The organism is Methylobacterium fujisawaense, from assembly GCF_039619325.1.
Taxonomy (GTDB): domain Bacteria; phylum Pseudomonadota; class Alphaproteobacteria; order Rhizobiales; family Beijerinckiaceae; genus Methylobacterium; species Methylobacterium fujisawaense.
Window position 1 is genome coordinate 1476822 of sequence record NZ_CP155000.1, and the last position, 25480, is coordinate 1502301.

Below are 25480 nucleotides of genomic sequence, written 5' to 3' on the forward strand. Positions count from 1 at the left end.
GGCGCCACTGACCGCCTGGCGCGCGACGGGGTTTCCGATCAGGCCGCGGTGGCGGCGGCGGTCGGGACGATCTCGAATCCCGCCTGCGCGAGGGCGGCGACGAGCTCGTCGGCCAAGTCCCCGTAGGGGATGCCGTCGCCATGATAGCCGGCGAGGTGCGCCTCGATGATCGGCCTCTGGAGGAGGTTCCGGACGGTGACCGGACCGATCCCGTGCCCCAGCGCATCGACGAAGACCTCGCCGTCGGCCGGGGGCGCGACGGGCGGCGCCACGGCGGCCGCGAGATCCCGCGCGATGCGGCGGTGCTGGCCGTCGCGGCGGGTGCAATATTCGTCGACGCGGTCGCAGGCCTCCGACAGCGTGGCGTACGGCGGGCAGGCCACCCCGAGCCCCGACACGTAATATCCGCGTTCCGTGTCCGGGCGCCCCTCGATGACGGCGCCGCGGTAGTCCCAGCAGGGCTTGTGGGTGCCGTCGGAGCGGAGGCGGTCGCGGTGTTCGACGTCGTAGGGGCGGTCGGCGAACGGCCGCTTCACGAGGGGGTGCTCACGCTTGATCATTGGGTCTGCCTCGATGGACTGGATTGGGGCCTTTTCTCGTGTTGGGCGCCACTGACCGCCTGACGCGCGACGGGACCGCTCAGGTCGCGGTGCGGACCCTCGGGAGGTAATCGGTGAGCTCGACTGTCTCGGGGGAGCCGAGGAGCGTCGGGCGCAGGGGCGTCCCCCTGCAGGGCTCCCCGTCCGGGACCGGCTCCCACGCCCCGACGAGGACCGCCCGCCCGCGGATGCGGAGCGCACCCAGGTTCATCAGGGGGATGTCATCGGCGGAAGCACGGAGGCGGTGGGGGATGACGAACCCGGCGGCGCCCTCGACATGCGCCAGGGCGGTCATGGCGGGGCCGGGGCGGTCCTGGCCCGAGAGGTCCCAAACGTGGCCGGCGGGGAGCGTGGCGGGGACGGGCGCTTCAGGGAAGTCAAAGGTCAGGTGGGTCATGCCACCCTCCGGCGAAGCTCGGCGACGAGGCCCGGGATGCACTCGGCCAGGAGGACGGCGTCCCGCAGCGCGTCGTGACCGGCCACACGGCCCTGGCGGTTGACGCCGAGGCGGTCGATCAGCGCGTCGAGCGTCCCGGGCTGATCGGGCCAGAGGATTTTGCAGAGGATGCGAGTGTCGACGATGGCCGCGGGCCACTCCCGGAAGCCAACGTCGACACGCTCGCACTCCATCTCCATGAAGCCGACGTCGAAGGGCGCGTTGTGCGCGATGACCACGCGGGCGTGGATGATGTCGTAGATGTCGGCCGCCAGGGCCTGGCTGAATGCGGGCTTGGTGGCGAGGAACTCGTCCGTCAGGCCGTGCACCGCCGCGGCCTGGGGTGAGCTTGGGCGACCGGGGTTGACGACGGCCCGATAGGGATTGTCACCACCGACGTCGTCGAGGTGCTGGAACCCCGCCTCCAGGCGCCCCTTCGCCACGTGGCAGGGATAGAGCCCGACGCTGACGACGCGGTCCCCGTCGAGGGCGTGCAGGCCCGTCGTCTCCGTGTCGAGGGCGACGAGGTCCGTCGTCTCCAGAAGCCGGAGGGTCTCGCGCAGGTCGGGTAGCCGCTCGATGTCGACGGCGTCCCGGCCGGACACGCGCTGGACGACGGCGTGGTGGAGCGAACCGACCCGGGACTCCCGGTCGGCGACGAGGGCCCTGGTCAGGGCGATCTCGCGGCCGGTCAGTCGATCCATCTCGGCGCGCACGTAGGCGAGCTCGTCGGCGGGGTGGAAAGCCGCGCCGGGCGGCGCGACGGCGGCGACACTATTCATCGGTTGGTTCCTCGACGGGTCGGTAGGTCGGCTCGTCACGACGCAGCCCGAGGACCTCCAGGATCTTAGGGCCGGGCTCGGCATCGCCGGCGAGGACGGCCGAGACGTACGAGGGCGAGACGGAATGCATCCGCGCCCACGCCCGCTGACCGCCGACAGCGGCACAGGCGTGCACGAGGCGCTCCCGCACCGTCATGCTCGATAGTGGCCGTGTTCCCCGTCGCCGCTGCACTAGACCGCCCCGCGTAGTCGTGACGAGGGCAATATGCTCGCGTCGGAAGCTGTCCGCAAGTAGTCGAACAGTAATACGCGGTTTCTGCATGTGCCAGTCCTACACATGCGCGGTTTCCGTGTCTTTACTTGAGCGGACCGAAAGCAGGCGCAGCCATTAAACCGAGTCGATCTACTTGGATTGCCCGGGGTGCGGGCCTACAGTTGTTCGATGATCACCGTCCGCGCCCCCGCCAGCCGCTGGCTTTGGACCGCCGAGCTCGGCGACCGCGCCACTGGCCATGTCTGCAACGCCGCCCCGCTCCGGGCCGCCCGCTACGAGGGACAGGGCCTCGGCCTGATCGCGGTCCACGAGGTCGACCTGCCGGCCGGTACGCTCCTCGTCTCGACGCCGGCCGGCACGTCATCCCGGAGCGCGGGCTACTGGGGCGGGTCGCACGCGGTCCACCGTCTTGGCGCTGACGGTTCCCTCGCGCGCGTGCGCGAAGAAGAAGCCGCCGATGAGATGGACCCCGCCGGCGCCGAGGCCCGCCTCCACCGGCGGCTCGCCTTGGCCGCGGGGCTCTCCCTCGAAACCGTCCGCCTCCGCATGCGCGAGGGCCACGGCTACGAGGCTGGAACGGTCGTGGAATGGGGCGGCTACTGGGCGATCATCGAGCGGGCGACCGCCCGGCAGGTTTGGGCCCGGGCGCCCTCGCACGCGGAGATGACCGACGCCGGCCTGCCCATCATGCGGTCGGACACTGCCGAGGCCCGGGCCGCCGCGACCCGCATCTGGGGTGCCTGAAAATCGTACGTGCGCCCCTGGTGCCATTCGTACGTGCGGCGACAATCGAGACTGGGACCACGTACGAACGGGAAGGACACCACCCACAATGAGGAAGTTCGCTCGAATGCTGGCCGCGGTCATCGCGGCGATGGCGGCGGCCACGAAAGTGGTCTGGGAGGCTGGCAAGGCGGTAGTGAAGTCGGTGATCCCGAGCCTACCGATGCCGCCCGTCGACGAGGTGGAGGAGGCCATGGAGCGGGTCGCGGCGACGCCTCCCGCGGACGGTGGCGCACCCCTGCCGCTCGTCAGCGTCGACGCCGGCCAAGTCGTTTTCGATTTCGCGCTGGCGAAGCTGTCCGGCGGACGTCACCCGATGCCCGACATGGCGCCGATCCCCGAGGACATCATCAGGTGGGTGTCGCGGCTCTCCGACGCCGACCTCGGCCGCCTGACCCAGCATGGGCCGCGTAGGGTCGGCGAGCACGTCCTGGGGGTTAAGGCCATCGCGGACCTGCCACTCTGCCGGGAGGCCAGGGTGGCCCCGGGTTTCGCCAAGATCGGGAACACGATTCAATACATCGGGGAGATCAAGAAGGCCGACGTCGGGCCGACCGCCCCCCGCGAGGAGACGCCCCGTGAGACCGCCCTCGCGATCCTGCAGGACCTCATCGACGACCAGGTCGAGCCCGCCGGCCTCAAGGCCGCCTGAACGACCCAGCCAGCACCGAACGGAAAGGGCCGCCCCGGATGCCGGGGCGGCCCTTCTTTTTGTGGAAATCTTGCTCGGAGCCCTTGTGCCTTGCCCTGTGCGCACTTCGTCAGCATCTCTGCGCACACTGTCGTGCCGCGAGATGCCGACGTCATGCCGCGCGGGTCGAACTCCGAAGCGTCCTGAGGGCGCCCCGCACTTCGTCGAGGTGGGCCTCGGCGCCGAGGGCCCGCACGCGCCAGGAGTTGGTCTCGCCGCGCAGCCGGGCGACCTCGGCCTGCAGGGCGGCGATTGTGTTCGCATCCTCGCGGACCCGGGCGGCGACCCGGCCGACCGCGCTCAGGGACCGCTCGCGCTGCTCGTATGCGGCCTCGCACTGGGCATGGAGGCGGTCCTGGCGCATGTCGAAGGCGACGCCGGCGAGACGCTGCAGGCCGGCGTCGAGCGGCTGGACGATGTCGTGTGCGTGCATGGCGGCCCCCTGTGTCTGCACACATGAGATCGCAACTCGTCGAATCCTGGCAAGCCGTGATTCGCACCAAGGTAAATACTCCCCTGGCCGGGAATACGTAAGCCGCCGGATCGAGCCCCCCCTGCAGGGAGGTGTTCGTATCAACGCTGAGCGTCCCGTTACTCTGGTGCTCTGTAACGCGAACGGGGCGATCCTGTAACGGATTGTGAAGGAAGCACGTACCTCCTCCAAAGGCCCGCTTGTCGAACTCTTTGCGGCGATCGAAGAAAATTCCTTAAGTCAGTTACCGGCCGTTGAGGACGGAAGATGCAATCTATTATCTGCATGCATCGGTGTCGCCTAGTTGTAGAGCGCGCCCGGCCGATTAGACGTCTCTGCTAGGTCTTGAGTGGATCTTCCGCCTACCGCGGAAACGCGGCGCTAGGGACGTGTCAACCGTCTGCGCCCCATGATCCTTCGGAGCCATGACCTTCGCGGCCGGTTTGCCGTCTCGTTGCGAGGCCGTCTTCGCTTTGGATATCCTGCTCGTGGCCTCCCTCGTAGCCGTGCTTGGATCGACCCTTCTGGCCGGTATCTTCACGACCAGGACTCCCCGGGTGGTACCGTCCCGCAGAAGGTCGCCAATCTCGGTTCGGTACAGCGTCCTGAAGTGCCCCGAGAGGCCGTCCCGGGTGGTCAGGTCCAGGACCAGGAGTATCCCGATTGGGATATTGGTGTTCTGGTAAAGGGTGGTTTGAGCCCCGTAGGAGGCGATCAGGTTCTCGAGCGACGCATCCTGCTCCTCCCGCTTGATCTCGGTGATGAACCGGATGCCCTCGAATTGGTGCATGACGTCGGCCCGTCCCGCCGCGATGCCTCGAACCTCATCCACCGAGCCGAGCATCGAGGTGTGCAAGAACCGCATGAAGTCCTGCTGGAGAGACTTCTCCAGGGGGTTAGGCTCCCCCTCTCGAATGAAGAGGTAGCTGACGGTCGGGTCGACGCCAGGACTCGGGTCCATGCGGCTCTTAAGGAACAGCAGCGTCTTGACCACGACTGCCCGCACGAACACCCTGACGTTCGGGTTATCGAAATACGGGAGCCCCTCGAAGGCGTGCAGGACGGCCTTAACCGCTTCCATGACAGGCGGTGTTATCTGCTTGAACTCGACGTAGTTCACGTCGGCGATGACCTCCCGGAGGTATCTCTCCCGGTCTTCGTACGAGTCCTTGCCCGACTCAAGAACGGCGGCGACCGCGGGGCTCGCGGTCGCCGCCCCGGGAGGGTCCGGGTCACCCCCCCGGCCGAGCGCCGCGTCGGTCCTGACGATGAGGTCTGCCGCGGCCGTGCCGAGCTCCGAGGAGCCCCGCGCCTTCAGCCAGCCCCGCAAGGCGTAGAGCTGGTCACGATGCCGGGCGTAGTAGCCCTCGATCCGTGGGCGGACCAACCATTCGAGGCCGCCGTCGACCGAACGCCGGAAGAGGGTTCGGTTCGCCGAGTAGACGGAGAGCAACTCGTTCTCGATGATGTGCGCAGCGTTCCACCACGCCGGCTCTTCGAGGCTGTCGGCGAGGGACCCGAGCCTGACGGCCAGCGATGCCCAAGCCGATACCTCCGCCTCCTTGGCCCCGTTCAGGAAGTCGCCCTCCTGGATCGCGTATGCGGAGTGCGCGAACGCCTCCCGGCGGAGTTCTTCCAGGCGCTCCGTCCAACCGCCGATCCGCTCCTCGAAGAAGTCGTCCAGCAGCCCAATCGCCAGCGACAGCACTCGCGCGTCCGCCCGCGCCTCCCGTCCGGACGCGGAAGCGTCGAAGCGCGTCCTCGCCTCGCGCAACCGGGCCAGCACGTCGCGTCCGGAACCTGCTTGGAGCGCGAGCCCGACCCGTTCCATGCCGAGCTCGAACGACGCCTCATCGGCTGCGTCGGCAACTTCGAGCAGGTCGTTGAGGAAGTCGACGAGCGCCTCGCTCGGGCTCTCCGCGTGCAGCAGTCCCGCGATCCGCGCGGCATGCGCCAAGAAGGCCGGTTCGTCGTCGATGGCGCAATCGGCAATGACGGAGGACAACCGAAGCGAGCGACGGGCGTCCTGTCGCTTGGTCAGCAGCGCACCGCGCAAGGCGGCGATCCTCGCGCTGGCGGCGGCCGTGCGGTCCTGGGCGAGGTCGAGCCACCGCCTGAACCAAACGGCCTCGACTGCGTCTGGCAGAGGGGTACGCTCCGCTACCAGATCGACGAGGGCGTTGATGCCGATGTCGCCGTCGAGACCCTGGACGACGCCTCGCGAGAAGGCTTGCACGCCCGGGTCGTCGAGGTCGGCCTCGTCGAGGACCAACGCCATGTACTCCGGCACGAAGTGCGAATGCGCGATGCCATCCGCCGAGGCGAGGATGGCGGCGATGCCGCCGAATTCCGCGGCCGAGGGCGTCCGGCCGTCGCGGAGCGCCGCTTCCATCGTGGCGTCGAGTGCCTGCACGGTCTCACCAGAGGTATTCGTCGCCCTCAGCGTACAGCAGGCGCTCGCGAGGCACATGGCCCCGGATCGTGTCGTTGCTGGCGGCCGTCACGAAAACCTGCAGGTGCGGGATCTCCTTGGCGACCTCCGCCAGCCCCGCGATGAGGTTCGAGTAGTCGCGGTCCACCATCTCGTTCGAGCCGGGCGAGTCGATGAGCAGCACCCCGGGATGGCGTCCGAGCCCCCGCCGCTCCGCGACCTTAATGATGGCAATCGTCGCGGCGATCTTCAGCCGCGCCCGCTCGCCCTCGGTCTGCGTCCCGAAGTAGGCCTCTCCTCCGTTCTTCCGCATCCTGAGGTTCGTGTTGCCGAGGAGCTTGGCCTCCTCCAGGCTCACGACGCCGAAGCGGACGGCATAGTCCTTGATCAGGGCGGAGACCTCGGCGAGCAGGTCGTCCTGCAAGGGCTTGTAAGCAGCCTTGGTCACCCGTTCGGCGATTTGCAGGACCTTCTGGTCGTCCGTCGTCTCCGGAGGTTTCGCCTCCTCAACTCCGAGCTCCTCCTTGCGCGCTTCCAGCCTCGCGAGTTCAAGCTCCAAGGGGTAGGCCGATGATGGTTCCGCGAGGGCGGCCTCCAGGGCTCGCGCATCGGATTCCGCACGGCGCATATCGGTCCGGGCCGCGTCGGCGGCCTTGCCGAGCGCCTCCTTCCGGCGGTCCTGCGAGGTCAATCCCTGCTCCGCGGCAGCCACCGCGTCCTTCAGGCCGGCTTCCTGCTGAGTCGGGCTGCCCTCGGGCTGCTCGGGCGTGCCGCATACCAAGCAAGTTTGATCGTGGTGGTTGGCCTGCTTGCGCTCGTCGTCGAACTTCTCGTCACAACGTGGGCAGCAGACCGGGTCAAGAGAACGGAAGACCCTCTTCGCCGCGCGGCCTTCTCGGAATTCGCGCAGGTCGCGCCGGGCGGCATCGTGGGCGTGCTTTGCGGCCTCCCGGTCCTCCGTTGCGACGGCCAGCGACCGAACCGCGGAGCGCAACCGGCCTTGGGCCTCCGCGAAGCGCCGGTTCGCGTCCGCGAGGTCGACCCTTTGCTTCTCGGCGCTGGGCAAACCCGCCAGCTTCCGGCGCAACCCGGCGATCTCCGCCTCGATCTCCTCGATCCTGGCCCTGCGGCGCTCCCTGGTGCGCTCTGTTTCCGAGGTCGCTTGGCGACCCTCGATCTCGATCCTCGTCTGAGCAGCCTGGACGTCATTGACGGCGTTCGTCCAAGGCACGCCAAGGTACATCTGCATCATGCGGGCGCCGAGGGCCTGGTAGTTCCCGAACAGGTTGTCGGGGGCCGGCTCGATCACCATCGCCCCCGAGAGCCAAACCCAATCGTGTGGTTGGTCCACGCCCTTGTCCCCACGTTCGACGTGGGTGACGAGCATCTGTAGCCCCAACTGGCCCATGAAGAAGCCCGACATCATGGCCTCGAAGCCGTCCGGGGACGAGAAGGTGTCCTGCGCGAGGCGGTTGCCGCCATCGAGGCGCCAAAGGGTGCCGACCTGTGCGACGGCGTCGGTCACTTCCACCTCGTAGGCTTGACCGTCGAGCGTGAACGTCATCGTCAGGGTATGGAACGTCTCCGCGAACTCGGTCGGGACGCCTTTGCCGCGGCGCCCCGTCAGGCACCACCTCATCAACGCGAGGAGAGTGGTCTTGCCCCTGAAGTTCCGGTCGCTGACGATGGCCATGAGTCCCGGGGAGAGATCGCGCCAAGCGAAGTCCACCGGTCCGGGCGCCGTCTGGCCCTTCTTCTCGCCGGCGAAGGCGAGCGAGGTAATGCAGAGGTGCTTCGGCACCGCGATGGCGGGCTTGTACGAGACACCGTGCCTCGCAAGGACCGAGCGGACGTCATCGACGTCCCTGCGGGCCTTCTCGGCGATCTTCGTCAGGAGGGTGTTCGCGTCGACCCGCTTGATCTCGTCGGCCATCAGAGCCCCTCCCTCAGCCGCTCAAGTCGTTTCCTCACCCGTTCGGCCGTCGTCGGGATCAGGTCGCCGGCCGCCGCGTCGTGGTATTCCTTCTGCCGGTGCTGGCACGCCTTGAGGGCGTAACCTCCGCGCCCCCCGGCGACGTCCAGCACGAGGTCGACGCGGCGGTCGTACCATCCGAGGTCCGGAAGGGCGGCCACGGCCTCCCGCAACAACGCGGGTGCTCGTTCGCCGACGAGGAAATCGTGCTCGTCGTTGCCCGTCTCCATCTGGCGTGAACGGGGCAGGACGAGGCCACGGAGCTTAAGTATGCCAAGGACGGTGTCGAGCGGTTCGTAGGCCCCGAAATACCGGCGCAGCATCGGCACGCGGCGGAGGTCGGGCTCCTCGTCGGCGAAGATCCGCTCGGCCGCATCGAAGCGGGCCCGGTCCCGCGTCGTCTCGTAAAGGCTCAGCAGTTCGTCGGCCAGGTAGTCAGGATAGCGCATCCAGAAATCAAGCGCCTGCACCTTGGTCTCGCCCCGGAAGACGCGGTCGTAACCCGGGACGGAGTCACCGAGATACGGCCGGCTGCCCCTCACGAGGATGAAGAGGATGCGCAAGGCATTGCGGTGATAGTCGACCTTCGCCATTCCAGGTGGCCGTTCCGGCTGTCCGAGCGGGGTGGTACCAACGCGAATCATTCGCCCAAGCTTACACCGGGCGTAACTCGAAGTTGCGATCCGCGCGCCGTCCAGCCTTCGCATGCCTGCAGTTGAGGAGGCGGTAGCCTTCTTTCACTTGTTGCCGCCCAGGGCGCCGGCGCCGCAGGAACAACGGCCCGGCCTAGGCCGCCGCCACGGTCGGGAGTTCGTCGATCCGGGTGGTGTAACGCGGCGAGCGCATGTCGAACTTGGTCGACCATTCTCGTTTCGGGGCGAACCCGGCGCTGCCCGGGACGACGGCTCCCCGGCCGAACCGGCGATTGCAGGCGTCGAGGGCGCCCATCAGCGCCGCCCCGTGTTCCCGGTCCAGTTGCCCCAGCCCCGGGAAGGCCCGCTGCGAGGCCGCCAGGGGTACCAGGTCCGTGGTGACGACCCCGGCCTTGGAATAGCGGTAGCCGTCGCGCCAGGTCTTCCGGACCCCGTGCAGGCAGGCCTTCACGAGCACGAGGGTGTCGTTCGACGCCTCCGGCAGGGTCACCACCGACGAGACCGACCGCTGCGGCCGGTCCCGGTCGTGCTCGGATGTGTGGAAAAAGACCGTGACGTGGTCGGTCCCGAGGCCCCCGGCGCGCAGCTTCTCGCCCAGCCTGGCGGCGTGGGTGGCGACGGCCTGTTCCATGGTAGCGAGGTCCTCAACGCGGTCGGAGAAACTGCGGGTCACCGCGCAGCCCTTCCGGGTCGGTGCGACCTCCTCCAGGTCGAGGCAGGCCATGCCCCGCAATTCCATGACGAGCCGCTCCCCGACCACGGTCATGGCCTTGCGCACCGCCCGGGTGTCGAGGTCGCGCACGTCGGCGACGCTCTCGCAGCCCAGGGCCTCCAGCTTGCGGGCGTTGGCCGGTCCGACGCCCCAGATGTCCTCGGGCGGGATGCGGACCAGCCAATGCTCGTACTGGACCGGGTCGGTCAGGTCGCAAACCCCGCCGAGCTCCGGCACCTTCTTGGCGACGTGGTTGGCGAGCTTCGCCAGCGTCTTGGTCGGGCCGATCCCGACGCAGGTCGGGATGCCAGTCCAGGCTCGCACGGTCTCACGCATGTCCCGAGCGAGCGGCACTCGGTCCCGCTCCCGGACGTCGGACAGGTCGAGGAAGCTTTCGTCGATGGAGTAGATCTCGATGCGCGGAGAGAAGCCCCGGTAGACCGTGTTCACCCGGGCGGACATGTCGCCGTACAGAGCATAGTTCGACGAGTAGACTCGCACGCCACGGGACCGGCACATGTCGCGGATCTTGAAGTACGGCTCTCCCATGCGGATGCCGAGGGCCTTGGCCTCGGCGGTGCGGGCGATGGCGCAGCCGTCGTTGTTGCTCAGCACGATCACGGGCACGCGGGCCAAGCGGGCGTCGAACACGCGCTCGCAGGAACAATAGAACGAGTTGCCGTCGGAGAGGGCGTAGGCCCGGGCGCTCACTCGCTCCGGCGCCTCGGGTTGATCGAGCCGGAGACGACGCCCCAGACCTCGATTTCTGCGCCGGGGTCGAGCCGGAACTCGGGGAAGCGCGGGTTGGCGAACGCCAGGACCACCCGATGGCCCTGGCGGCGCCAGACCTTGAAGGAGCGCTCGCCGTCGATGTCGACCACGACGATGTCGCCGTTTCGCGGCGTGAGCGAGCGGTCGACCACCGCAAGGTCCCCGTCGAAAAGGCGGGCCAGCACCATGCTGTCGCCCGCCACCCGCACCAAGAAGGTCGCCGGCCTGTTGGCGATGAGCAGACGCTGAAGGTCGATCTCGTCCTCGATGAAATCGTCCGCCGGACTGGGGAAGCCCGCCCTGACCGGTCGAGCAAGAAGGGGCACCGGCATGGGCAGGCCAATGGTGACGCCGCTGGCTTGCATGTTTTAGCTCCGCGAATCTGAAAGAACAAAATAGGAACATGCGGCGACGGTTCCTTGCAAGCGGCCGAGCTTGCGACAATGAGCCAGTGTGGACGCCTGTGGATAAAAGGAGTTGGCGCTTGCCGAAGAGATACCTTCAGAGCCGCGTCGGTCGAGACTGCGCCGGAGGAACGCCGTTGAGGATCACCGTTTACACGCTTGCAGCCTTGCCCTTTTTTGTGACGCCGACTCTGGCGGCAGGGGATTTCCCGCTCGCCTCCTGCAAAGGCTGGAACGGCACGGTCGTCGAGCGCGATGGCATCGATACGGCGCGAGCCGCGATGCGCGGCATCGTCACCAAGGCCGACCTGCAGGAGTATTGCGAGCGCGACCCCGGCGGGGAAACCAAGCAGTTCGGTGGCAAGCTCACGACGGCCCAGTGCGTCGCGAGCTATTTGCGTAGCGAAGGCCGAGCCACGATGACCGCGGAGGCGAACTGCCGAACCGGCACGGTCGGCTACCGTTACGGCAACGGGCAGGTCAGGAAGGCCCGCTTCCCATTCGGGGCTGACGCCGACACCTCGTGCGCGTCGGGCATGCCGCCCATGGTCGAGCAGTTCAAGATGCTTTGCCCCGCTGCAGCTAAGCGGCTGAAGGTCGAGTAGGCGAGCCTGTTGGCCGCGTCGCCGCGCGTTCCCGATCCCGCCCAAGGAGAGTTTGAGGTGTCATCACTCTGCCGACGCAACTCAGGTCACCGCGACCTCACGCGTGCCGTTTCACAGGAGCCCGTCGAACGGCAGCCGCCGGTGCGTTGACTCACATTCTCGTGAAGCGTAGCTCAAGCTTGACGGTTCCCTTCGGGGATCAAAAGGGAACGTGGTTGGGGCTAGTCCCGAAGCCACGGCTGTCCCCGCAACTGTAAGCGGCGAGCCCTTCACCACAACGTCACTGGGGTTATCCCGGGAAGACGGTGCAAGGGCGGCGACCCGCGAGCCAGGAGACCTGCCGTCAGCCGTGGTCACACGCGAAACGCGTCGGGCGGGGTGGTCCTGACGGGTGTCGAGACGGCCGTGCGCTAGCGCGGCTGGCGAGGCCTCGTTCGCGGTGACGTGCCACTGCCGTCCCGAGGTCCGAGGCCCGTGTCCCGTTCCATTTGCCAGAGGCAGCTTCGCGCATGCGTCGCGACGCTCGCGCTTGCCCTTCCGGGCGCATCTCCGACGCTGGCCCAGGGAGACCCTGCCGAGGCAGCGGCCGCTGTGGTTCTTGATCCGCTCTCGGTCGAGGGCAGCTACACCGCCGCGCCGACCTACCAAGTCAAGGATCTCTACAGCGGGACCAAGACCGTGACGCCGCGGCTCTCGCTGCCCCAGCAGGTCGACGTCGTGCCCCAGGAGGTCCTGCGGGACACCGCCGCCACGCGCGTCGAGCGCGCCCTCGACTACGTGCCGGGAGTCGGCAAGCAGAACGATTTCGGCGCCCAGAACCTCGCGCTCTACTCGGTGCGCGGCTTCGCCACCCAGGACATCTTCTTCAACGGCTTCAACATCGCCCGCGGCTACAACGGCGCGCCGGACACCCAGAACGTGCAGTCCATCGAGGTGCTTAAAGGACCGAGCGGGGCACTCTATGGGCGCAGCGACCCCGGTGGCACCATCAACATCCTGACCAAGCAGCCGGTGGCCTTGCCCTTCGTCGAGATGGGCACGCTGTTCGGGAGCTTCGGAACGGCGCGCACCACCGTCGACGCCGGCGGGCCACTGAACGAGGAGGGCACCGTCCTCTACCGCTTCAACGGCGCGCTCGCGCGGCAGGACAGCTTCCGCGATTTCGTTGACGGCGACCGCGTCCTGGCTGCGCCCGTGGTGAGCTGGCTGATCAGCCCGGACACCAAATTGACCGTCGAGGCGCAGTACCTGCGCAACCGCCAGACCTTCGACCGCGGCACCGTCGCAGTGAACAACCGCCTCGGCCTCGTACCGCGCTCGCGCTTCTTCGGTGAGCCGGGCGACGACTCCGTGTCAGAAGCCGGGATCCTGCAGATCCGCCTCGATCACGCCTTCAATGCCGACTGGCAGCTCAGGGTCGCCGGACACTTCAACACCGGCAGCCTGACCGGCCTGCAGACCGGCGCGACCGGCCTTCTCGACGACGGCCGCACCCTGGTGCGCGAGTTCCGCCGGCACGACTTCACCTGGGGCGTGGCCATCGGGCAGGCCGAGCTCGTCGGGCACTTCGACACCGGGCCGTTCGCCCATACCGTGCTGCTCGGCCTGGAGAACGAGCGCTACAACAGCACCGAGAACCTGCTGCGCTCGACGCCGCGGCTCGACCCCTTCGCCATCGACCTGTTCAACCCGGTCTACGGCCACACCAAGCCGCCCTTCACCCGGCGCTACAGCGCGAGCGAGAACGTCGGGAACACCGCCGTCTACGTGCAGGACCAGATCGCGCTCAGCCCGGAGTGGAAGCTGCTCCTTGGCAATCGGACCGATTTCTACAACCAGACCTTCCGCGACAAGGTCGGCAACGAGCGGACGGAGCAGGACCGGACCGGCTTCTCACCACGTGCGGGTCTCGTCTACCAGCCGCTCTCCTTCCTCTCGTTCTACGGCAACGTGGCGGCCTCGTTCCGACCCAACACCGGCTTCGACATCGCGACCCGACCCTTCGCCCCCGAGACCGGCTTCGGCTACGAGGCAGGCGTCAAGCTCGACCTCTTCACCGGGTTGAGCGTGACCGGCGCGGCCTTCCACATCGAGAAGGAGAACGTCCTCACGACCGACCCGCGGGACTTCTTCTTCCAGATCGCCGCCGGGGCGGTGCGCAGCCAGGGCTTCGACCTGAGCTTCGTCGGACAGGTTACACCCGAGTTCCGGGTCATCGGCGGCTACGCCTTCATCGACGCAGCGGTGACCCGCGACGAGGTCCTGCGGGTTGGCTCGCCGCTGCTCAACATCCCACGCCACTCGGGCAGCCTGCTCGGTGTCTACGAGGTCCAGGCCGGCGACTGGAAGGGTTTTGGGTTCGGCGGCGGCATCCGCGCGGTCGGCTCGCGCCTTGGGGACAGCGGCAACGAGCGGTTCCGGCTCCCGGGCTACGTGCTAACCGACGCGCTGGCCTACTACCGCTACGAGAACCTGCGCTTCGGGCTGAACGTCGATAATATCTTCGATGAGACCTACTACGAGCGCTCCTACAACGCCTTCTGGGTCGGCGTAGGCGAGCCCCGACGGGTGACCGTCAGCATGACGGCGCGGTTCTGATGGGCGTGCATCCGGGCACGCTGGAGGCGGCGACAGAGGCATCGGGCACGACCGGACGTATCGCCTCCATCGACGCATTGCGCGGGCTGGTGATGGTGCTGATGCTCCTCGACCACCTCCGCGAAACCTGGTTCCTGCACGTGCCGGTCGCCGACCCAATGGATGCCAGGACCGCCCTACCGGCCCTGTATCTCGCCCGCCTCGCGGTCAGCCTGTGTGCGCCGATCTTCATCGTGCTGACCGGCGTGGCCGCGTACCTGTTCAGCACCCGGCACACCCTGGCGGAGACGCGCACCTATCTCGTGAAGCGCGGGCTCGTCCTGATGGCGCTGGAGGTCTTCTACCTCTCGGAGCTGTACTGGGGCGTTGCCAGCCCAACGCTGTGGCTTCAGGTAATCTGGTGCATCGGCGTATGCATGATCGTCCTGGCCGTGTTGATCGGCCTGCCGCGGTCGGTTCTCCTCGCGGTCGGGATGCTGCTCGTTTGCTGGCACAACCTCCTCGACTCGATCCAACTCCGGCCCGATGACCCCTTCTTTGCCGTCTGGGCTATGCTGCACCAGCGCGACGTCATCGCGCTCCCATTCGGGCTGGTAGCCAAGACGACCTATCCGGTGCTTCCCTGGATCGGGGTCATCGCGCTTGGCTACGCCATCGGTCCGTGGTTCCTGCCCGGCGTCGCCACAGGTACCCGCGAGCGCCGTTTCGCTGTCGTCGGCGTGGCGATGCTGGTTACCTTCGCACTGCTGCGTTTGATGAACGGCTACGGGGACAATCCCCGGTTCGTCGTCGACGATAGCGCCTTACGGACTGCGATGAGCTTCTTCGCGCTGACGAAGTATCCGCCCTCGCTGCTGTTCCTGCTGCTGACCCTCGGGATTTTCAAGCGACAACCGGAACTGACCCCTTCGCGTCACGAGGATCTGACCCCCATGCCGGTTTCCTCGCCTAGACGGGCGTGGGGTTGGGGACGATAGCGGCCCTCTGTAGAAGTCCGCTGCGACGCTTCTCGCGCAGGCGGTAGCTGTCACCGCGGATGGTGACGACGTGGCTATGGTGCAGCAGCCGGTCGAGGATGGCGGTGGCCACCACCGCGTCCCCGAACACGCTGCCCCACTCGCCCACCGCCCGGTTCGAGGTCACCAGCATCGCGCCGCGCTCGTAGCGGCGACTGACGAGCTGGAAGAACAGGTGCGCGGCATCCGGCTCGAACGGCAGGTAGCCGAGCTCATCGATGATCAGCAGCTTCGGCTTGGCATAGTGCGTCAGCCGCTCCTCCAGCCGCCCCTCGGCGTGCGCCTTGGCCAACTGCGCCACGAGCGTCGTGGCTGGGGTGAACAACACGCCGTAGCCGGCCACGATCGCCGCACGCCCGATCGCCACCGCCAGATGCGTCTTGCCCACCCCGGGTGGTCCGAGGAGCAGCACCGCCTCACCGTTGGCGATGAAGCGGCCGGTGGCGATCTCGCGGATCTGCGCCTTGTCCAACGAGGGCTGTGCGCCGAAGTCGAAGCCGGTCAGGTCGCGCACGAACGGGAAGCGGGCCAGCCCGAAGGCCATGTCGATGCGCCGCTGATCGCGCCGGGCGATCTCCCGCTCGCAGAACAGCGTCAGCGCCTCGCGGATCGTCAGTTCGCCCCGGCCGGCCTCGTCGATCAGGCTGTCGAGTTGGTCACGCATGGCCGTCAGCTTCAGGCGGTCGAGCAGTACGGTGAGGTGATCGTGTTCCTCGCTCATCAGAAGCCTCCCCCGGCGACAGCCTCGTACTCGGCGAGCGGACGCAGCAGTTCCGGCGTCGCCACGAGAGGAGGCGGGTCGCGCCGATGAGCCGGTCGCTCACGGCTACCCACGAGCCCGGCCAGATGAGCGTCGTCGACCGCACGGCCGTGACGTCCCTTCAGTTCGGCATGCGCGGCGACCTCCCGTCCGCCGTGGTGGACGCGCACCACCGCTCCGCTCACGGTGACCCGCACCCGCTCACCGATCAGCCGCCAGGGTACCGAGTAAGCGTTGCCGTCGACCGCAACCGCGCAGTCCGCTCCGACCCGGCGCACGAGATCGCGCGCGGCGGAAAACGGCGGCACGCCCGCGAGCGGCCGTAGCGCCCGAGCCTCGTCGCGGGCGAACCGCTCGCCCGGCGCCTCGCCGGTCGTGCCGTGCACGCGCCGGTCGGCGACGTCCCGCGTCCAGGCATCGAGATGCGCCTCCAGGGCTGCGAAGCTCGCGAAGCGGCGGCCGGCCACGGCATTGTTCTTGACGTAGCCGACGCCGCGCTCGTCCTTGCCCTTCGTGCGCGCCCGGTACGGGGCGCAGGCCCGCACCCGGAAGCCCCAGTGGCGGGAGAAGGCGTGCAGGCGCGGGTGCAGGACGACCTCGCGGCTCACAGGGTCGTGGTGCAAGACCAGGGCGCGAGCGTTGTCGAGCAACACCTCGTGTGGCACGCCGCCGAAAGCCCGGAAAGCGCTCTCCAGCCCGGCGAACCAGTCCTCCTGCCGTTCGTGGCCGAAGGCACGCACGTGCAGGCGGCGCGAGTAGCCGAGCGTCGCTACGAACAGGGAGACCCGAGTCGGCACGCCGCCGATCTCGACGCGCCGTTCGCCAAAGTCGATTTGCATCTGCTCGCCCGGCCGCGTCTCGAACCGCACGCTCGCCCGCGCGGCGATCACCAGATCCCGCCGCAACGGCGCGACCGCCCGCTCCACCGTGCGCAGGCTGACGTGGATGCCCTTCTCGGTCGCCAGATCCTGGCGCACGACGTCGGCGTTGCCCGCATGCTGCCGGAAGCGTTCGACCAGCCAGTCCGCCAAGCCGTCGAGCTGCTTCGAGCGCGAGGGCGTCGCGCAGGGGCGCCAATCCCCCCGTCGCAGCCACTGCTTCACCGTGTTCTTCGAACAGCCAAGCTCGGCTGCGATCCGCTTCGCGCCCCAGCCGAGCGCCTGCAGCCGCATCATCGCCGACACGTCGTCCGGCGTCTTCATCTCGGCCCTCCACGGATCGTCCATCCGCGTCAGAGCCTGAGCCTCGTTCCTGATCATCTCGACCTCCTCGCTCATCGAGGGGGTCAGATCCTCATGGCGTCAGGGGGTCAGTTTGCCGTGTCGCCTGACAGGGATCGGAGCGCTACTGCTCGTTATGTTGGATCGCATGGGCGACCGCCCGGTCGTCTCGGCGCTGGCGGTGTTCGGCGGCGCGCCGCTCTTCTTCTACCTGCTTCACCTGACGGTTCTGCGGCTGCTCTACCACGGCGCTTTCGCACTATGGGGCCCGACGCAGGGCGCCGTGTTCGCCGTATCAGACTACGTGTGGGTCTTGGTCTGGTACGCTGCGCTGATCGTGCCCCTCTACTTCCCGACCGCTTGGTTTTCGCGCCTCAAGGCATCCCGACGCGACATCGCGTGGCTCAAGTACCTCTAGAGGCGAACCCAGCAGTTCGACTATGCGGGGGTCCGCTTGCGACCCAACCTGGACGCCCGGACTGCTGCCGGCGTTCCTCCAAAGCGGTCGTTCGCCATCCCGCCGGCAACTTCGACTCAGGGTAGGAATCGGACTTCGGGCGCTGGTCCTAAAACTGACGTGCCGCATCCGACCCAGATCCGCCGAGCGAGTAGGCCAAGCGATCCTCGGAGGCTGCCTGCCATTGAGGGCTGCGTTGAACGAGCCGACTGATCGTAATGCAAACGGCCGAAATCGGCGCGAGCCGACATTCGATGATTGCGCTGCGCCCAGGTCCGCCGGCGCCCCGTATCAGCGCTTGCCGGATGAAAGTGCGATGACCGCCAAATGACCCTTTTGTAAAGGGCGGACCAATTCCAGGCCGCCGTGGCGGAGCAAAATCAGGCCACTGGCAACGTGCAGCCTGAATGAAGAAGGGGCCCGATCGGGCCCCTTCTTCATTCGTCGCCGATCGTAAGGGTCAGGCCGGCGGGATCTCGCCTGTCTCGGGGGCGTGAGGATCGGCGGTGGCCTGGTTTTGCTCCGCCCCTTCGGCCCGGCCGCGCCGGCTGCGGGAAGTTTTGAGGCGGTAGCTGTCGCCGTTCAGGCTCAGGATGCTGACGTGGTGGGTCAGCCGGTCGAGCAGCGCGCCGGTCAGCCGCTCCGAGCCCAGAACTGACGTCCAGTCCTCAAACGGGAGGTTCGAGGTCACCACGGTCGAGCCGCGCTCGTAGCGCTGCGAGAAGACCTCAAACAGCAACTCCGCTCCCGTCGACGACAGCGGCACATAGCCGAGTTCATCGACGATCAGGAGCTTGACCGCGGCCAGCTCACGCTGAAGCCGGAGCAGACGACGCTCGTCGCGCGCCTCCAGGAGTTGGTTGACCAGCGAGGCCGCGGTGGTGAACGTGACCGAGAAGCCCTTCTGGCAAGCCGCCAAGCCGAGAGCCAAGGCGATGTGGGTCTTGCCGGTGCCCGAGTTGCCAAGTGCGATGACGTTCTCCCGGCCGAGGATGTAGCCACAGCGGGCCAGCTCCAGCACGAGCATCTTGTTCAGGCTCGGGATCGCGGCGAAGTCGAACGTGTCGAGGCTCTTCACCGCCGGGAAGCGCGCCGCCCGGATGCGGCGCTCGACCATGCGCCGCTCACGGTCGATCAGCTCCAGTTCAACCAGCCGCAACAGGTAGCGCGAGTGGTCCAGGCCGCCCTGGGCGCACTCGCGGGCAACCTTGTCGTACTCGCGCAGCACCGTGGGTAGCTTGAGCTGCTTGAGGTGGTGAGCCAGCAGGACGCCCGGCGTGGTCTCGTCGCGCGCCGGGCTCATGCGGCCACCTCCGGCACCAGCACGGCATAGTCGGCAGCCACGGTGGTCCGCACCGTGGTTCTGGGAAGGTGCGGATAGGCTGCCAGGTCGAGCCGGGGCGGTCGGTGCTCGAGTCGGGCCAGCGCAATCAGCTTGACCGCGTCGAAGCCGATTGCCCCGAGCCGGATCGCCTCCGTGACGGCTGCGGCCACCACGTCCTTGGGCATCGCCTCCATCAGGCGCAGCACCTGGATGAACTCGCGCTTGCCCCGGTTACCCATGCGCGCCTCCAGGAGATGGCGCAGGTGCTGGAACGCCTCGGGCAAATCCCAGTCCTGGAGGGCCGCCGCTTGGTCGAGGGCGTTCGGCTTGGTCTCGATCAGCGCGAGGTAGTGCAGCGGCTCGGACACGAACACGCCGGTGCCGTAGCTGCGTTCGTGCCGGGCGATCTCGATCCCGCCGCACAGGATCACGACCTCGTCGACGAAGCCCTTCACCAGCACGTTCCGGAAGCCGTAGGCGGTGGGCACCGAGTAGTCGTTGCCGTGATAGCGCACCAGCGCGGTCGAGGAGACACGACCAGCCCGCTTCTCGCACGGCTCCAGCGGGACCGCCGGCAGGGCGCGCAGGACCGCACGGTCGGCCACGAGCCGCGTACCGATGAGCTCGGCATACCGACCGGCACACTCATCCTGCCGGACTCGGCAGCGTCGCTCCAGATCAGCGTTCAGCGCCTCGAACGAAGCTGCCTCCGGAGCCGGGGTCATGAAGTTGGACCGGGCGAACTTGACCAGCCCTTCGACTTTGCCCTTGTCGTTGCCCCTGCCCGGACGGCCGAAGCGATCCCGGAACAGGTAATGGCTCACCAACTCGGTGAAGGCGCGCGTGCGCTCGCGCTGCCCGTCACCGCAGATCTTGGCCACCGCGATCTTCGTGTTGTCGTACAGGATCGACAGCGGCACGCCCGTGAAGAAGGCGAAGGCGGCGACGTGCCCGTCGAGGAACGCCTCGGTGGTCTCCCGCGGATACGCCTTCACGAAGCAGGCGTCGGAGTGCGGCAGGTCCATGCAGAAGAAATGGATCTTGCGACGCACGCCGCCGATCGTGGCCACCGCCTCGCCGAAGTCGACCTGGGCATGGCCGGGCGGGTGGACCAGCGGCACGAAGGTCTCCCGCCCCTGCGACCGGCAGATCCGCACGTGGTCCTTCACCACCGTGTAGCCGCCGGCATAGCCGTGCTCGTCGCGTAGACGCTCGAAGATCCGCTTGGCCGTGTGCCGCTGCTTGACCGGCGCAGTCCGGTCCGCCTCCAGGATGGCCGTGATCACCGGCAGAAGAGGCCCAAGCTTCGGCTTCGCGACCGGCTTCGAGCGCGTATAGCCCGGCGGCAGAGAGAACCGGCACATCTTGGCGATCGTCTCTCGGCTCAGCCCGAACACTCGAGCCGCCTCACGCCGAGAGTTGCCCTCGATAAACACGAACTGCCGAACGGCCGCGTAAACTTCCACGGCGAACATCCCCGGCTCCTCTCGAAAGAGAAGCTTCTCCACTGGCCGGCTTTTACGCCGCCCGCATCAGCACGACGCCGACGCTCCAGTGGATGGTTTTGTCACCGCCCTACACACCTGCGTATTTCATTCACCATCTAAGGAAGACGTCAAGATTGCTCGACATTCGTTAGACAAGCGGACGGGCGCAGCCAATCTAAGCCACTCGCCCGACTTTGTTTTAAAGAGCTTGGAGGCGGACGTTCCTAGAGCCCGCAACGCGTCGTGAGCAGAGGCGGCGGGGACGTCCGCTTCGATGCCTCCGCCGCTCGGAAACGGACAGGCAGAAATCCACCCTGAGCCGCCAATGGACGGCCGTCTGGCAACATCGCTTTGCCCATCTATGGGACCGGAAGGGCAAGGCACTTGCTCATCACCCAGAAGTCACGTTTTTCGCCGGCCGCGTCGCCTTTGACCGGCTCAGCGATGATCCCATGCACGCGCCAACCAACGCGCTCGTAGAACCGTCTCGCGCGTACATTGCCAAAGAGACAGTGCAGCTCGGCCTCCCGGACGCCTTGGTCACGTAGCCCTAGTTCGGCAGCCTCCATGAGCCGCTGTGCGAAACCGGAACCGCGGGCAGCAGCGTCGAGGAAGAGCTGGCCGAGTAGTGGGCCTTTCCACGCGACGAACCCAACGACCGTGCCATTATCCTCGCCGACGACGACGTTCGGCATCAGGCAGGCAATGCGGCCTATAAAGAAGCCCTCATCTCGCGCGTCGCGTTCTGCATGCGGCATGTGCGAGCCGTGGGTCTCATGCCAAACACGGTAGTACAGGCTTGCGACCGATCGAAGGTCCTGCACTCCTGCTGGACGGACCATCGGCGTACCTCCGGTTGAAGTGTATCGGGATCGTTGCGGCAGAACGGGTTGTCGCAATGCCCATCATGGCACGTGAGCATGCGTGTAGCTGCCGTCTGCTTCAAGGCATTGCCGTCCACAAGCAGCCCGGCAGAAATCCACCCCGAGCCGCCGTGCAGAACAAATGGCCGCACTGGAGTCGGCTAGCGACATTCCACCGGCATAGCCGGTCTGGCACCAGCGCGGCTTCGCGACGCTGACCGAGCGCGACCGATCGCGGGAAACGGGCGGGCCGAACGCGACGTCCCGGCCCGTCTAGGCGCTCTTCATAGGTTCGAATCCCGGTCAGTTTTCCAGTTTTGAGAGTCGGCCGTTGAATAGCAGGTGTCGCACCTCTTCAGTCGTTTGATTGACGGCACCCAGACGCACGATCAATTGCGCTGCGCGGCTGCCACGAAGGCCCGCAAGCGTCAGGTGCTTGTCGCGGACATAGGTGTACATGCCGCTGACGGCGAAGGCAGTAGCATGGCCGATATGCCGTTTCTGGTCGTCGGCCGTGTCCGCGAAGCGCGCCGACTGGAAGAAGCTGCGGCGGGCAAGGGGCGTAGCGAAGGTCAGGTCGAGGACAGCGATGCGCTCTCGCTCGGGTGGCACCGTGTGCATCACGTCCGGCGCGGGCGGGGCCGGATCGGCATTGTCATATGGCTCAGGGAGATGCAGCCGGACGCGAAGCAGTGCCGGGTCGGTCGCCAGCATCGCGGCGAGGCGCGTTACGCAGGCGGCGAAGGCTTCAGGATCATTGGTGCCGGGCCCGAGATGGACGTGCATCCGGTCGAACACGTCGTCGCCGTTGGGGTTCGGGTTCGGGATCCGGTCCACCAGGGTGCGTGAACCGCCGGGCAGCGCATACGCCACCGTGGCCGCGAACATGTTCTGCTCGTCCGAGAAAAGGATGGACGAGGCTGCGTTGAATGTTGCTTGGTCGGCCGTGTCCGCGAAGCCGATCTCCACGCCGCCATCCAGCACGTAGTCGGGGAACGGCGCGATGCCGTCTTGATGCGGCCAGAGGTGCGCGTCCTGCTCGCGGTCGAGGTGATACTGCACGTACCAAGCCAGTCCCGGAACTCGGGAGCAAAGGGGCCCGTGTACGTCACGCCAATAGGTCGCGAACACCTCATGCGGCACCTGGGGACGACGCAGCACGGTGGTGTAGGTGTTCACGGCAATCGCGGCATCGCGGGCCGCATGATCGGCATGAAGATCGATAGCCATGGTAGGGGTCTGTTCCGTTGGGTTGAGATGAAGACGACTGGCACGTAAACGCGCGAAATGGTCGCCTAGCCCTTCATCTGGATCCTGGAACTCAGAGGAGCCGGACCGACGCTTACAATAGGCCCGCCTCTCCAGCCGCTTGTCTGAGCTCGGTATGAGTGTGTTTGCGTGAGACACGCTTGGCGACGTCCGCTTCATCGAGTTCGTGCCGGGAAGCGGACAGGCAGGAAACCACCCAATCCGGTCATTCGGAGCCACACGCCAGCGGGGCTGGACTTGGCCGCAAGCGGAATGGCTGCTTCCAAGTGGGGGCGCCTAAAAAGCGGACGGCCTTCTATCGACCCAGCTACGCCGAAAGGTGCCGGTCTGTTTCGGTAATGATGGGCGCCTTCCGCGCGGGTGGCACGCTTCATTGAGACGAGAGTTCCTGGCCCGAACCGGTGACCTTGCCGATATGCACCGTGATGGCCAGACGGTTTCGACACATTATATTAGGAGCAGCTAAATAAACCGAGACCAACGATTCAGGAACGACGCCGATGGACGCCGTCACGCCGAGCGAACTGATGCGACTCCAGGACAAGGCCGGCGACGCGGCGCGCCTGCTCCGGCTGATGGCCAACGAGAAGCGCCTGATGATCCTGTGCCTGCTGGGTGCCCGCGGCGAGATGGACGTGACGAGCCTCGCCGAGGCGGTCGAGCTCAGCCAGTCGGCCCTGTCGCAGCATCTCGCCAAGCTCCGCGAGGACGGGCTGGTCGCGTACCGTCGCGAGAGCCAGACGCTCCACTACCGGCTTGAGGATCCCCGCGCCGCCCGCGTGCTGGCGACGCTTAAGGACATCTTCTGCCCGGAACTCGGCTGACCGCATCAGGCGCGGACAATCTCCGCCTGAAGCCCCGGGCGATCCTGCCGGTTACGCAGCCGCAGGCTCAACCCGCTCCGGCGGGACGCCATCTCGGCAATGGCGAGGCCGAGGCCGCTCCCCGTGGCGCTCTTGTGGCGCCCGCGGAAGAAGCGCGTCGTGACGTGGGGCAGTTCCTCGGCGGGAATCCCGGGGCCCTCGTCGCGCACAAGCACGCCCTCCCCACCGGGTCGCGCCAGCCACTCCACCGTGCCGGCGTCCATGTGCTGCACGGCGTTCTCGTGCAGGTTGCGCACGGCGAGGCGCAGGCTCTCGGCATCGGCCCGCAGGGTATAGCCGCGCAGCCCCGGGTCGATCAGGGTGCGAACCCCCGGTGGCACCCGCATCCCGTCGACGGTCTCCGCCACCAGCGCGCCTACGTCGACCTCCGCCAGGGTTGGCGTCTCCCCAGCGGCGTCGAGCCGGGCGGCGTCCAACAGTTGCCGGACGAGGCGGGTGGTGCGGTCCACGGCCGCCAGGATCTGGCGCAGCGCCGCCTTCGCCACGTCCGGGTCGGTGGTGGCCATGGCAACCTGGGCCTGGGTCTTCAGCCCGGCGAGCGGCGTGCGCAACTCGTGTGCCGCGAAGGCCGTCACCTCTCGCTCGTGCCGACGGGCCGCCTCGACCTTGAGGAACAGGCCATTCAGGGCGTCGGCCAAGGGCCGGACCTCGGCGGGGGCCCGGCCGGCATCGATGGCGCTCATGTCGTCGGCGTCGCGGCCCGCGAGGTCTCGGGCCATTCGGCGCAAGGGGCGCAGACCCCGCCCGAGGCTCGCCCAGATCAGCATCCCGAGGAATGGGACGACCAGAAGCGCGGGCGTGACGAGGCCCATGATGAGATCGGTGACGAGGCGCTCGCGCAAGCCAAGTCGGTCGCCGACCATCACGCGCACGCCCTTCTCGGCGTCCTCGACGGTGAACACCCGCCACGTCTCGCCGTCGACCTCGCGCTCGGAAAAGCCGGCGGGCGCGTCGGTCAAGCGCCGCTCCGGGGCCCCGCTCGACCGCGCGACCATGCGCCCGTCGAGCGACCAGATCTGGCAGGAGAGCTGCCGCTCGTAGGCCGTCGGCGCCGGAAAGGTGGCCGGCGTCCCGTCGGGGGTTGTGCCGCCGACCGCGCCCACGAGGGAGCCGACCATGCGCGCGGCCTCCTGCAGGCGATTGTCGAGCACCTGCTCCACCTCGCGCTTCGAGCCGAGATAGATCCAGGCGACGGCGCTGAGCCAGATCAGCCCGGTCGCGAGAAGCAGGATCGCGAAGAGCCTGACGCGCAGGGATGTCATGCTGGCGCCCTCATCCGGTAGCCGAGGCCGCGCACCGTCTCGATGGCGTGCTTGCCGATCTTGGCCCGTAGGTTGTGCACGTGGACCTCGACGGCATTGCTCTCGACCTCCTCCTGCCAGCCGTAGAGGCGCTCCTCCAACTCGGCCTTGGAGCGGAGCACGTCCGGACGCTCCATAAGCGCCGCCAGCACCATGACCTCGCGCCGGGACAGACCGACCGGCACGCCGTCCACCGTGACGGCGAGGCTGCCGGGATCGAGCCGGATACCGCCGTGCTCCAGGAGTGCGGCGGCCCGTCCCGATGCCCGGCGGACGACCGCGCGGATCCGGGCCGAGAGTTCGTCGAGGTCGAACGGCTTGCCGAGATAGTCGTCGGCCCCGCCATCGAGCCCGGCGATCCGGTCGGCCACCGCGTCGAGGGCCGTGAGCAGGACGACGGGTGTCCGGTCCTTCCGGTGGCGCAGGCCGCGCAGCACGTCGAGGCCGGAGCCGTCGGGCAGCATCAGGTCGAGCACGATGGCCGAGAACGCGCTGGTGGCTAGCGCCGCCTCGGCGTCGGCGCAGGTGCCGACGCAATCGACCGTCGCCCCGCCGAGGCCGAGCCCCGCCCTGAGCCCGTCCGAGAGGATGGGATCGTCCTCGACGACGAGGATGCGCATGCGTGTCTCCCCTGACCGTATTTCATCCTCCGGGCCTGGCTTAAGCCTGGCTTAAGCTGCGTTTCTGACCTGCGGCGGGCCGATCCGGACCCCGCC

Annotated in this window: 24 protein-coding genes and 1 riboswitch; of the genes, 7 read left to right on the forward strand and 17 right to left on the reverse strand. The window is 67.6% G+C overall.

What is annotated here, in order from left to right:
- Nucleotides 1–38: 38 nt before the first annotated feature.
- The 3 genes from ABC766_RS07115 to ABC766_RS07125 form a co-directional block, all read right to left on the reverse strand.
- The gene (locus tag ABC766_RS07115) at nucleotides 39–560 is read right to left on the reverse strand and encodes a hypothetical protein (protein ID WP_345821614.1); all 522 of its coding nucleotides are present in this window, start codon (nucleotides 558–560) and stop codon (nucleotides 39–41) included.
- Between the two features lie 79 nt (nucleotides 561–639).
- Nucleotides 640–996, reverse strand: coding sequence for a hypothetical protein (locus ABC766_RS07120; RefSeq protein WP_345821615.1), 357 nt, complete (start codon nucleotides 994–996; stop codon nucleotides 640–642).
- The gene (locus ABC766_RS07125) at nucleotides 993–1817 is read right to left on the reverse strand and encodes an exonuclease domain-containing protein (protein ID WP_345821616.1); all 825 of its coding nucleotides are present in this window, start codon (nucleotides 1815–1817) and stop codon (nucleotides 993–995) included. The genes ABC766_RS07120 and ABC766_RS07125 overlap by 4 nt, the downstream gene beginning before the upstream one ends.
- Before the next feature lie 442 nt (nucleotides 1818–2259).
- On the opposite strand from ABC766_RS07125, the gene ABC766_RS07130 reads away from it, so the two are divergent.
- A complete protein-coding gene (locus ABC766_RS07130) occupies nucleotides 2260–2835 on the forward strand; it encodes a hypothetical protein (protein WP_345821617.1) in 576 nt (191 codons plus the stop codon).
- 106 nt (nucleotides 2836–2941) lie between these two features.
- Complete coding sequence (locus ABC766_RS07135) at nucleotides 2942–3526, forward strand: hypothetical protein (RefSeq protein ID WP_345821618.1); 585 nt, start codon at nucleotides 2942–2944, stop codon at nucleotides 3524–3526.
- Between the two features lie 151 nt (nucleotides 3527–3677).
- On the opposite strand, the gene ABC766_RS07140 is transcribed toward ABC766_RS07135, so the two are convergent.
- The 6 genes from ABC766_RS07140 to ABC766_RS07165 all read right to left on the reverse strand — a co-directional run bounded on the left by ABC766_RS07140 (nucleotide 3678) and on the right by ABC766_RS07165 (nucleotide 10941).
- Entirely contained in the window at nucleotides 3678–3998 is a 321-nt protein-coding gene (locus ABC766_RS07140) for a hypothetical protein (protein ID WP_345821619.1), read from the reverse strand.
- A gap of 364 nt (nucleotides 3999–4362) precedes the next feature.
- Nucleotides 4363–6450 carry a hypothetical protein gene (locus ABC766_RS07145; RefSeq protein WP_345821620.1) on the reverse strand — a complete coding sequence of 696 codons (2088 nt, stop codon included), beginning with the start codon at nucleotides 6448–6450 and terminating at the stop codon, nucleotides 4363–4365.
- Nucleotides 6451–6454: 4 nt separating this feature from the next.
- A complete protein-coding gene (locus ABC766_RS07150) occupies nucleotides 6455–8401 on the reverse strand; it encodes a hypothetical protein (RefSeq protein ID WP_345821621.1) in 1947 nt (648 codons plus the stop codon).
- Nucleotides 8401–9033, reverse strand: coding sequence for a hypothetical protein (locus ABC766_RS07155; RefSeq protein WP_345821622.1), 633 nt, complete (start codon nucleotides 9031–9033; stop codon nucleotides 8401–8403). The genes ABC766_RS07150 and ABC766_RS07155 overlap by 1 nt, the downstream gene beginning before the upstream one ends.
- A 193-nt stretch (nucleotides 9034–9226) precedes the next feature.
- Complete coding sequence (locus ABC766_RS07160) at nucleotides 9227–10516, reverse strand: Y-family DNA polymerase (protein ID WP_345821623.1); 1290 nt, start codon at nucleotides 10514–10516, stop codon at nucleotides 9227–9229.
- The gene (locus ABC766_RS07165; protein WP_345821624.1) at nucleotides 10513–10941 is read right to left on the reverse strand and encodes a translesion error-prone DNA polymerase V autoproteolytic subunit; all 429 of its coding nucleotides are present in this window, start codon (nucleotides 10939–10941) and stop codon (nucleotides 10513–10515) included. The genes ABC766_RS07160 and ABC766_RS07165 overlap by 4 nt, the downstream gene beginning before the upstream one ends.
- Before the next feature lie 176 nt (nucleotides 10942–11117).
- Here ABC766_RS07165 and ABC766_RS07170 point away from each other — a divergent pair, with 176 nt between their 5' ends.
- From ABC766_RS07170 to ABC766_RS07180, 3 genes are all read left to right on the forward strand, one after another.
- A complete protein-coding gene (locus ABC766_RS07170; RefSeq protein WP_345821625.1) occupies nucleotides 11118–11585 on the forward strand; it encodes a hypothetical protein in 468 nt (155 codons plus the stop codon).
- A 166-nt stretch (nucleotides 11586–11751) separates the two neighbouring features.
- A riboswitch (cobalamin riboswitch) is annotated at nucleotides 11752–11944 on the forward strand.
- A 319-nt stretch (nucleotides 11945–12263) separates the two neighbouring features.
- A complete protein-coding gene (locus tag ABC766_RS07175) occupies nucleotides 12264–14183 on the forward strand; it encodes a TonB-dependent siderophore receptor (protein ID WP_427902318.1) in 1920 nt (639 codons plus the stop codon).
- Nucleotides 14183–15160 carry a DUF1624 domain-containing protein gene (locus ABC766_RS07180; RefSeq protein ID WP_345821627.1) on the forward strand — a complete coding sequence of 326 codons (978 nt, stop codon included), beginning with the start codon at nucleotides 14183–14185 and terminating at the stop codon, nucleotides 15158–15160. Before ABC766_RS07175 ends, ABC766_RS07180 begins: the two co-directional genes overlap by 1 nt.
- Here ABC766_RS07180 and istB (ABC766_RS07185) read toward each other — a convergent pair.
- Nucleotides 15132–15920 (reverse strand): IS21-like element helper ATPase IstB, encoded by a 789-nt coding sequence (gene istB, locus ABC766_RS07185; protein ID WP_127991182.1) that lies wholly within the window; start codon nucleotides 15918–15920, stop codon nucleotides 15132–15134. The genes ABC766_RS07180 and istB (ABC766_RS07185) overlap by 29 nt on opposite strands.
- Nucleotides 15920–17218, reverse strand: a complete 1299-nt coding sequence (gene istA / locus ABC766_RS07190) for an IS21 family transposase (protein WP_427902312.1) — start codon at nucleotides 17216–17218, stop codon at nucleotides 15920–15922. The genes istB (ABC766_RS07185) and istA (ABC766_RS07190) overlap by 1 nt, the downstream gene beginning before the upstream one ends.
- Before the next feature lie 109 nt (nucleotides 17219–17327).
- On the opposite strand from istA (ABC766_RS07190), the gene ABC766_RS07195 reads away from it, so the two are divergent.
- Nucleotides 17328–17597, forward strand: a complete 270-nt coding sequence (locus tag ABC766_RS07195; RefSeq protein ID WP_345821628.1) for a hypothetical protein — start codon at nucleotides 17328–17330, stop codon at nucleotides 17595–17597.
- A 499-nt stretch (nucleotides 17598–18096) separates the two neighbouring features.
- On the opposite strand, the gene istB (ABC766_RS07200) is transcribed toward ABC766_RS07195, so the two are convergent.
- The 4 genes from istB (ABC766_RS07200) to ABC766_RS07215 all read right to left on the reverse strand — a co-directional run bounded on the left by istB (ABC766_RS07200) (nucleotide 18097) and on the right by ABC766_RS07215 (nucleotide 22540).
- Nucleotides 18097–18939: an IS21-like element helper ATPase IstB gene (gene istB, locus ABC766_RS07200; protein ID WP_345819730.1), complete on the reverse strand. Its 843-nt coding sequence runs from the start codon at nucleotides 18937–18939 to the stop codon at nucleotides 18097–18099.
- Nucleotides 18936–20435 carry an IS21 family transposase gene (istA, locus tag ABC766_RS07205; protein ID WP_345819731.1) on the reverse strand — a complete coding sequence of 500 codons (1500 nt, stop codon included), beginning with the start codon at nucleotides 20433–20435 and terminating at the stop codon, nucleotides 18936–18938. The genes istB (ABC766_RS07200) and istA (ABC766_RS07205) overlap by 4 nt, the downstream gene beginning before the upstream one ends.
- A 371-nt stretch (nucleotides 20436–20806) precedes the next feature.
- Nucleotides 20807–21289 carry a GNAT family N-acetyltransferase gene (locus ABC766_RS07210; RefSeq protein ID WP_345821629.1) on the reverse strand — a complete coding sequence of 161 codons (483 nt, stop codon included), beginning with the start codon at nucleotides 21287–21289 and terminating at the stop codon, nucleotides 20807–20809.
- A gap of 324 nt (nucleotides 21290–21613) precedes the next feature.
- Nucleotides 21614–22540 (reverse strand): hypothetical protein, encoded by a 927-nt coding sequence (locus tag ABC766_RS07215; protein ID WP_345821630.1) that lies wholly within the window; start codon nucleotides 22538–22540, stop codon nucleotides 21614–21616.
- Nucleotides 22541–23079: 539 nt separating this feature from the next.
- Here ABC766_RS07215 and ABC766_RS07220 point away from each other — a divergent pair.
- Nucleotides 23080–23403 carry a metalloregulator ArsR/SmtB family transcription factor gene (locus ABC766_RS07220; protein WP_342141131.1) on the forward strand — a complete coding sequence of 108 codons (324 nt, stop codon included), beginning with the start codon at nucleotides 23080–23082 and terminating at the stop codon, nucleotides 23401–23403.
- Nucleotides 23404–23408: 5 nt separating this feature from the next.
- Here the strand turns inward: ABC766_RS07220 and ABC766_RS07225 are convergent, their stop codons facing one another.
- A complete protein-coding gene (locus tag ABC766_RS07225) occupies nucleotides 23409–24725 on the reverse strand; it encodes an ATP-binding protein (protein WP_342141132.1) in 1317 nt (438 codons plus the stop codon).
- Nucleotides 24722–25384 (reverse strand): response regulator, encoded by a 663-nt coding sequence (locus ABC766_RS07230; protein WP_342141133.1) that lies wholly within the window; start codon nucleotides 25382–25384, stop codon nucleotides 24722–24724. The genes ABC766_RS07225 and ABC766_RS07230 overlap by 4 nt, the downstream gene beginning before the upstream one ends.
- Between the last annotated feature and the right edge of the window lie 96 nt (nucleotides 25385–25480).

What these genes read in the sequence shown, in the direction of transcription:
- ABC766_RS07135 (WP_345821618.1), top strand. Translation starts at nt 2,942, where the DNA reads ATGCTGGCCGCGGTCATCGCGGCGATGGCGGCGGCCACGAAAGTGGTC.
- ABC766_RS07220 (WP_342141131.1), top strand. Translation starts at nt 23,080, where the DNA reads ATGGACGCCGTCACGCCGAGCGAACTGATGCGACTCCAGGACAAGGCC.
- ABC766_RS07180 (WP_345821627.1), top strand. Translation starts at nt 14,183, where the DNA reads ATGGGCGTGCATCCGGGCACGCTGGAGGCGGCGACAGAGGCATCGGGC.
- ABC766_RS07120 (WP_345821615.1), bottom strand. Translation starts at nt 996, where the DNA reads ATGACCCACCTGACCTTTGACTTCCCTGAAGCGCCCGTCCCCGCCACG.
- istA (WP_427902312.1), bottom strand. Translation starts at nt 17,218, where the DNA reads ATGATCAGGAACGAGGCTCAGGCTCTGACGCGGATGGACGATCCGTGG.
- ABC766_RS07155 (WP_345821622.1), bottom strand. Translation starts at nt 9,033, where the DNA reads ATGGCGAAGGTCGACTATCACCGCAATGCCTTGCGCATCCTCTTCATC.
- ABC766_RS07140 (WP_345821619.1), bottom strand. Translation starts at nt 3,998, where the DNA reads ATGCACGCACACGACATCGTCCAGCCGCTCGACGCCGGCCTGCAGCGT.
- istB (WP_127991182.1), bottom strand. Translation starts at nt 15,920, where the DNA reads ATGAGCGAGGAACACGATCACCTCACCGTACTGCTCGACCGCCTGAAG.
- ABC766_RS07125 (WP_345821616.1), bottom strand. Translation starts at nt 1,817, where the DNA reads ATGAATAGTGTCGCCGCCGTCGCGCCGCCCGGCGCGGCTTTCCACCCC.
- ABC766_RS07165 (WP_345821624.1), bottom strand. Translation starts at nt 10,941, where the DNA reads ATGCAAGCCAGCGGCGTCACCATTGGCCTGCCCATGCCGGTGCCCCTT.
- ABC766_RS07225 (WP_342141132.1), bottom strand. Translation starts at nt 24,725, where the DNA reads ATGACATCCCTGCGCGTCAGGCTCTTCGCGATCCTGCTTCTCGCGACC.
- ABC766_RS07195 (WP_345821628.1), top strand. Translation starts at nt 17,328, where the DNA reads ATGGGCGACCGCCCGGTCGTCTCGGCGCTGGCGGTGTTCGGCGGCGCG.
- istA (WP_345819731.1), bottom strand. Translation starts at nt 20,435, where the DNA reads ATGTTCGCCGTGGAAGTTTACGCGGCCGTTCGGCAGTTCGTGTTTATC.
- ABC766_RS07210 (WP_345821629.1), bottom strand. Translation starts at nt 21,289, where the DNA reads ATGGTCCGTCCAGCAGGAGTGCAGGACCTTCGATCGGTCGCAAGCCTG.
- ABC766_RS07215 (WP_345821630.1), bottom strand. Translation starts at nt 22,540, where the DNA reads ATGGCTATCGATCTTCATGCCGATCATGCGGCCCGCGATGCCGCGATT.
- ABC766_RS07130 (WP_345821617.1), top strand. Translation starts at nt 2,260, where the DNA reads ATGATCACCGTCCGCGCCCCCGCCAGCCGCTGGCTTTGGACCGCCGAG.
- istB (WP_345819730.1), bottom strand. Translation starts at nt 18,939, where the DNA reads ATGAGCCCGGCGCGCGACGAGACCACGCCGGGCGTCCTGCTGGCTCAC.
- ABC766_RS07150 (WP_345821621.1), bottom strand. Translation starts at nt 8,401, where the DNA reads ATGGCCGACGAGATCAAGCGGGTCGACGCGAACACCCTCCTGACGAAG.
- ABC766_RS07230 (WP_342141133.1), bottom strand. Translation starts at nt 25,384, where the DNA reads ATGCGCATCCTCGTCGTCGAGGACGATCCCATCCTCTCGGACGGGCTC.
- ABC766_RS07115 (WP_345821614.1), bottom strand. Translation starts at nt 560, where the DNA reads ATGATCAAGCGTGAGCACCCCCTCGTGAAGCGGCCGTTCGCCGACCGC.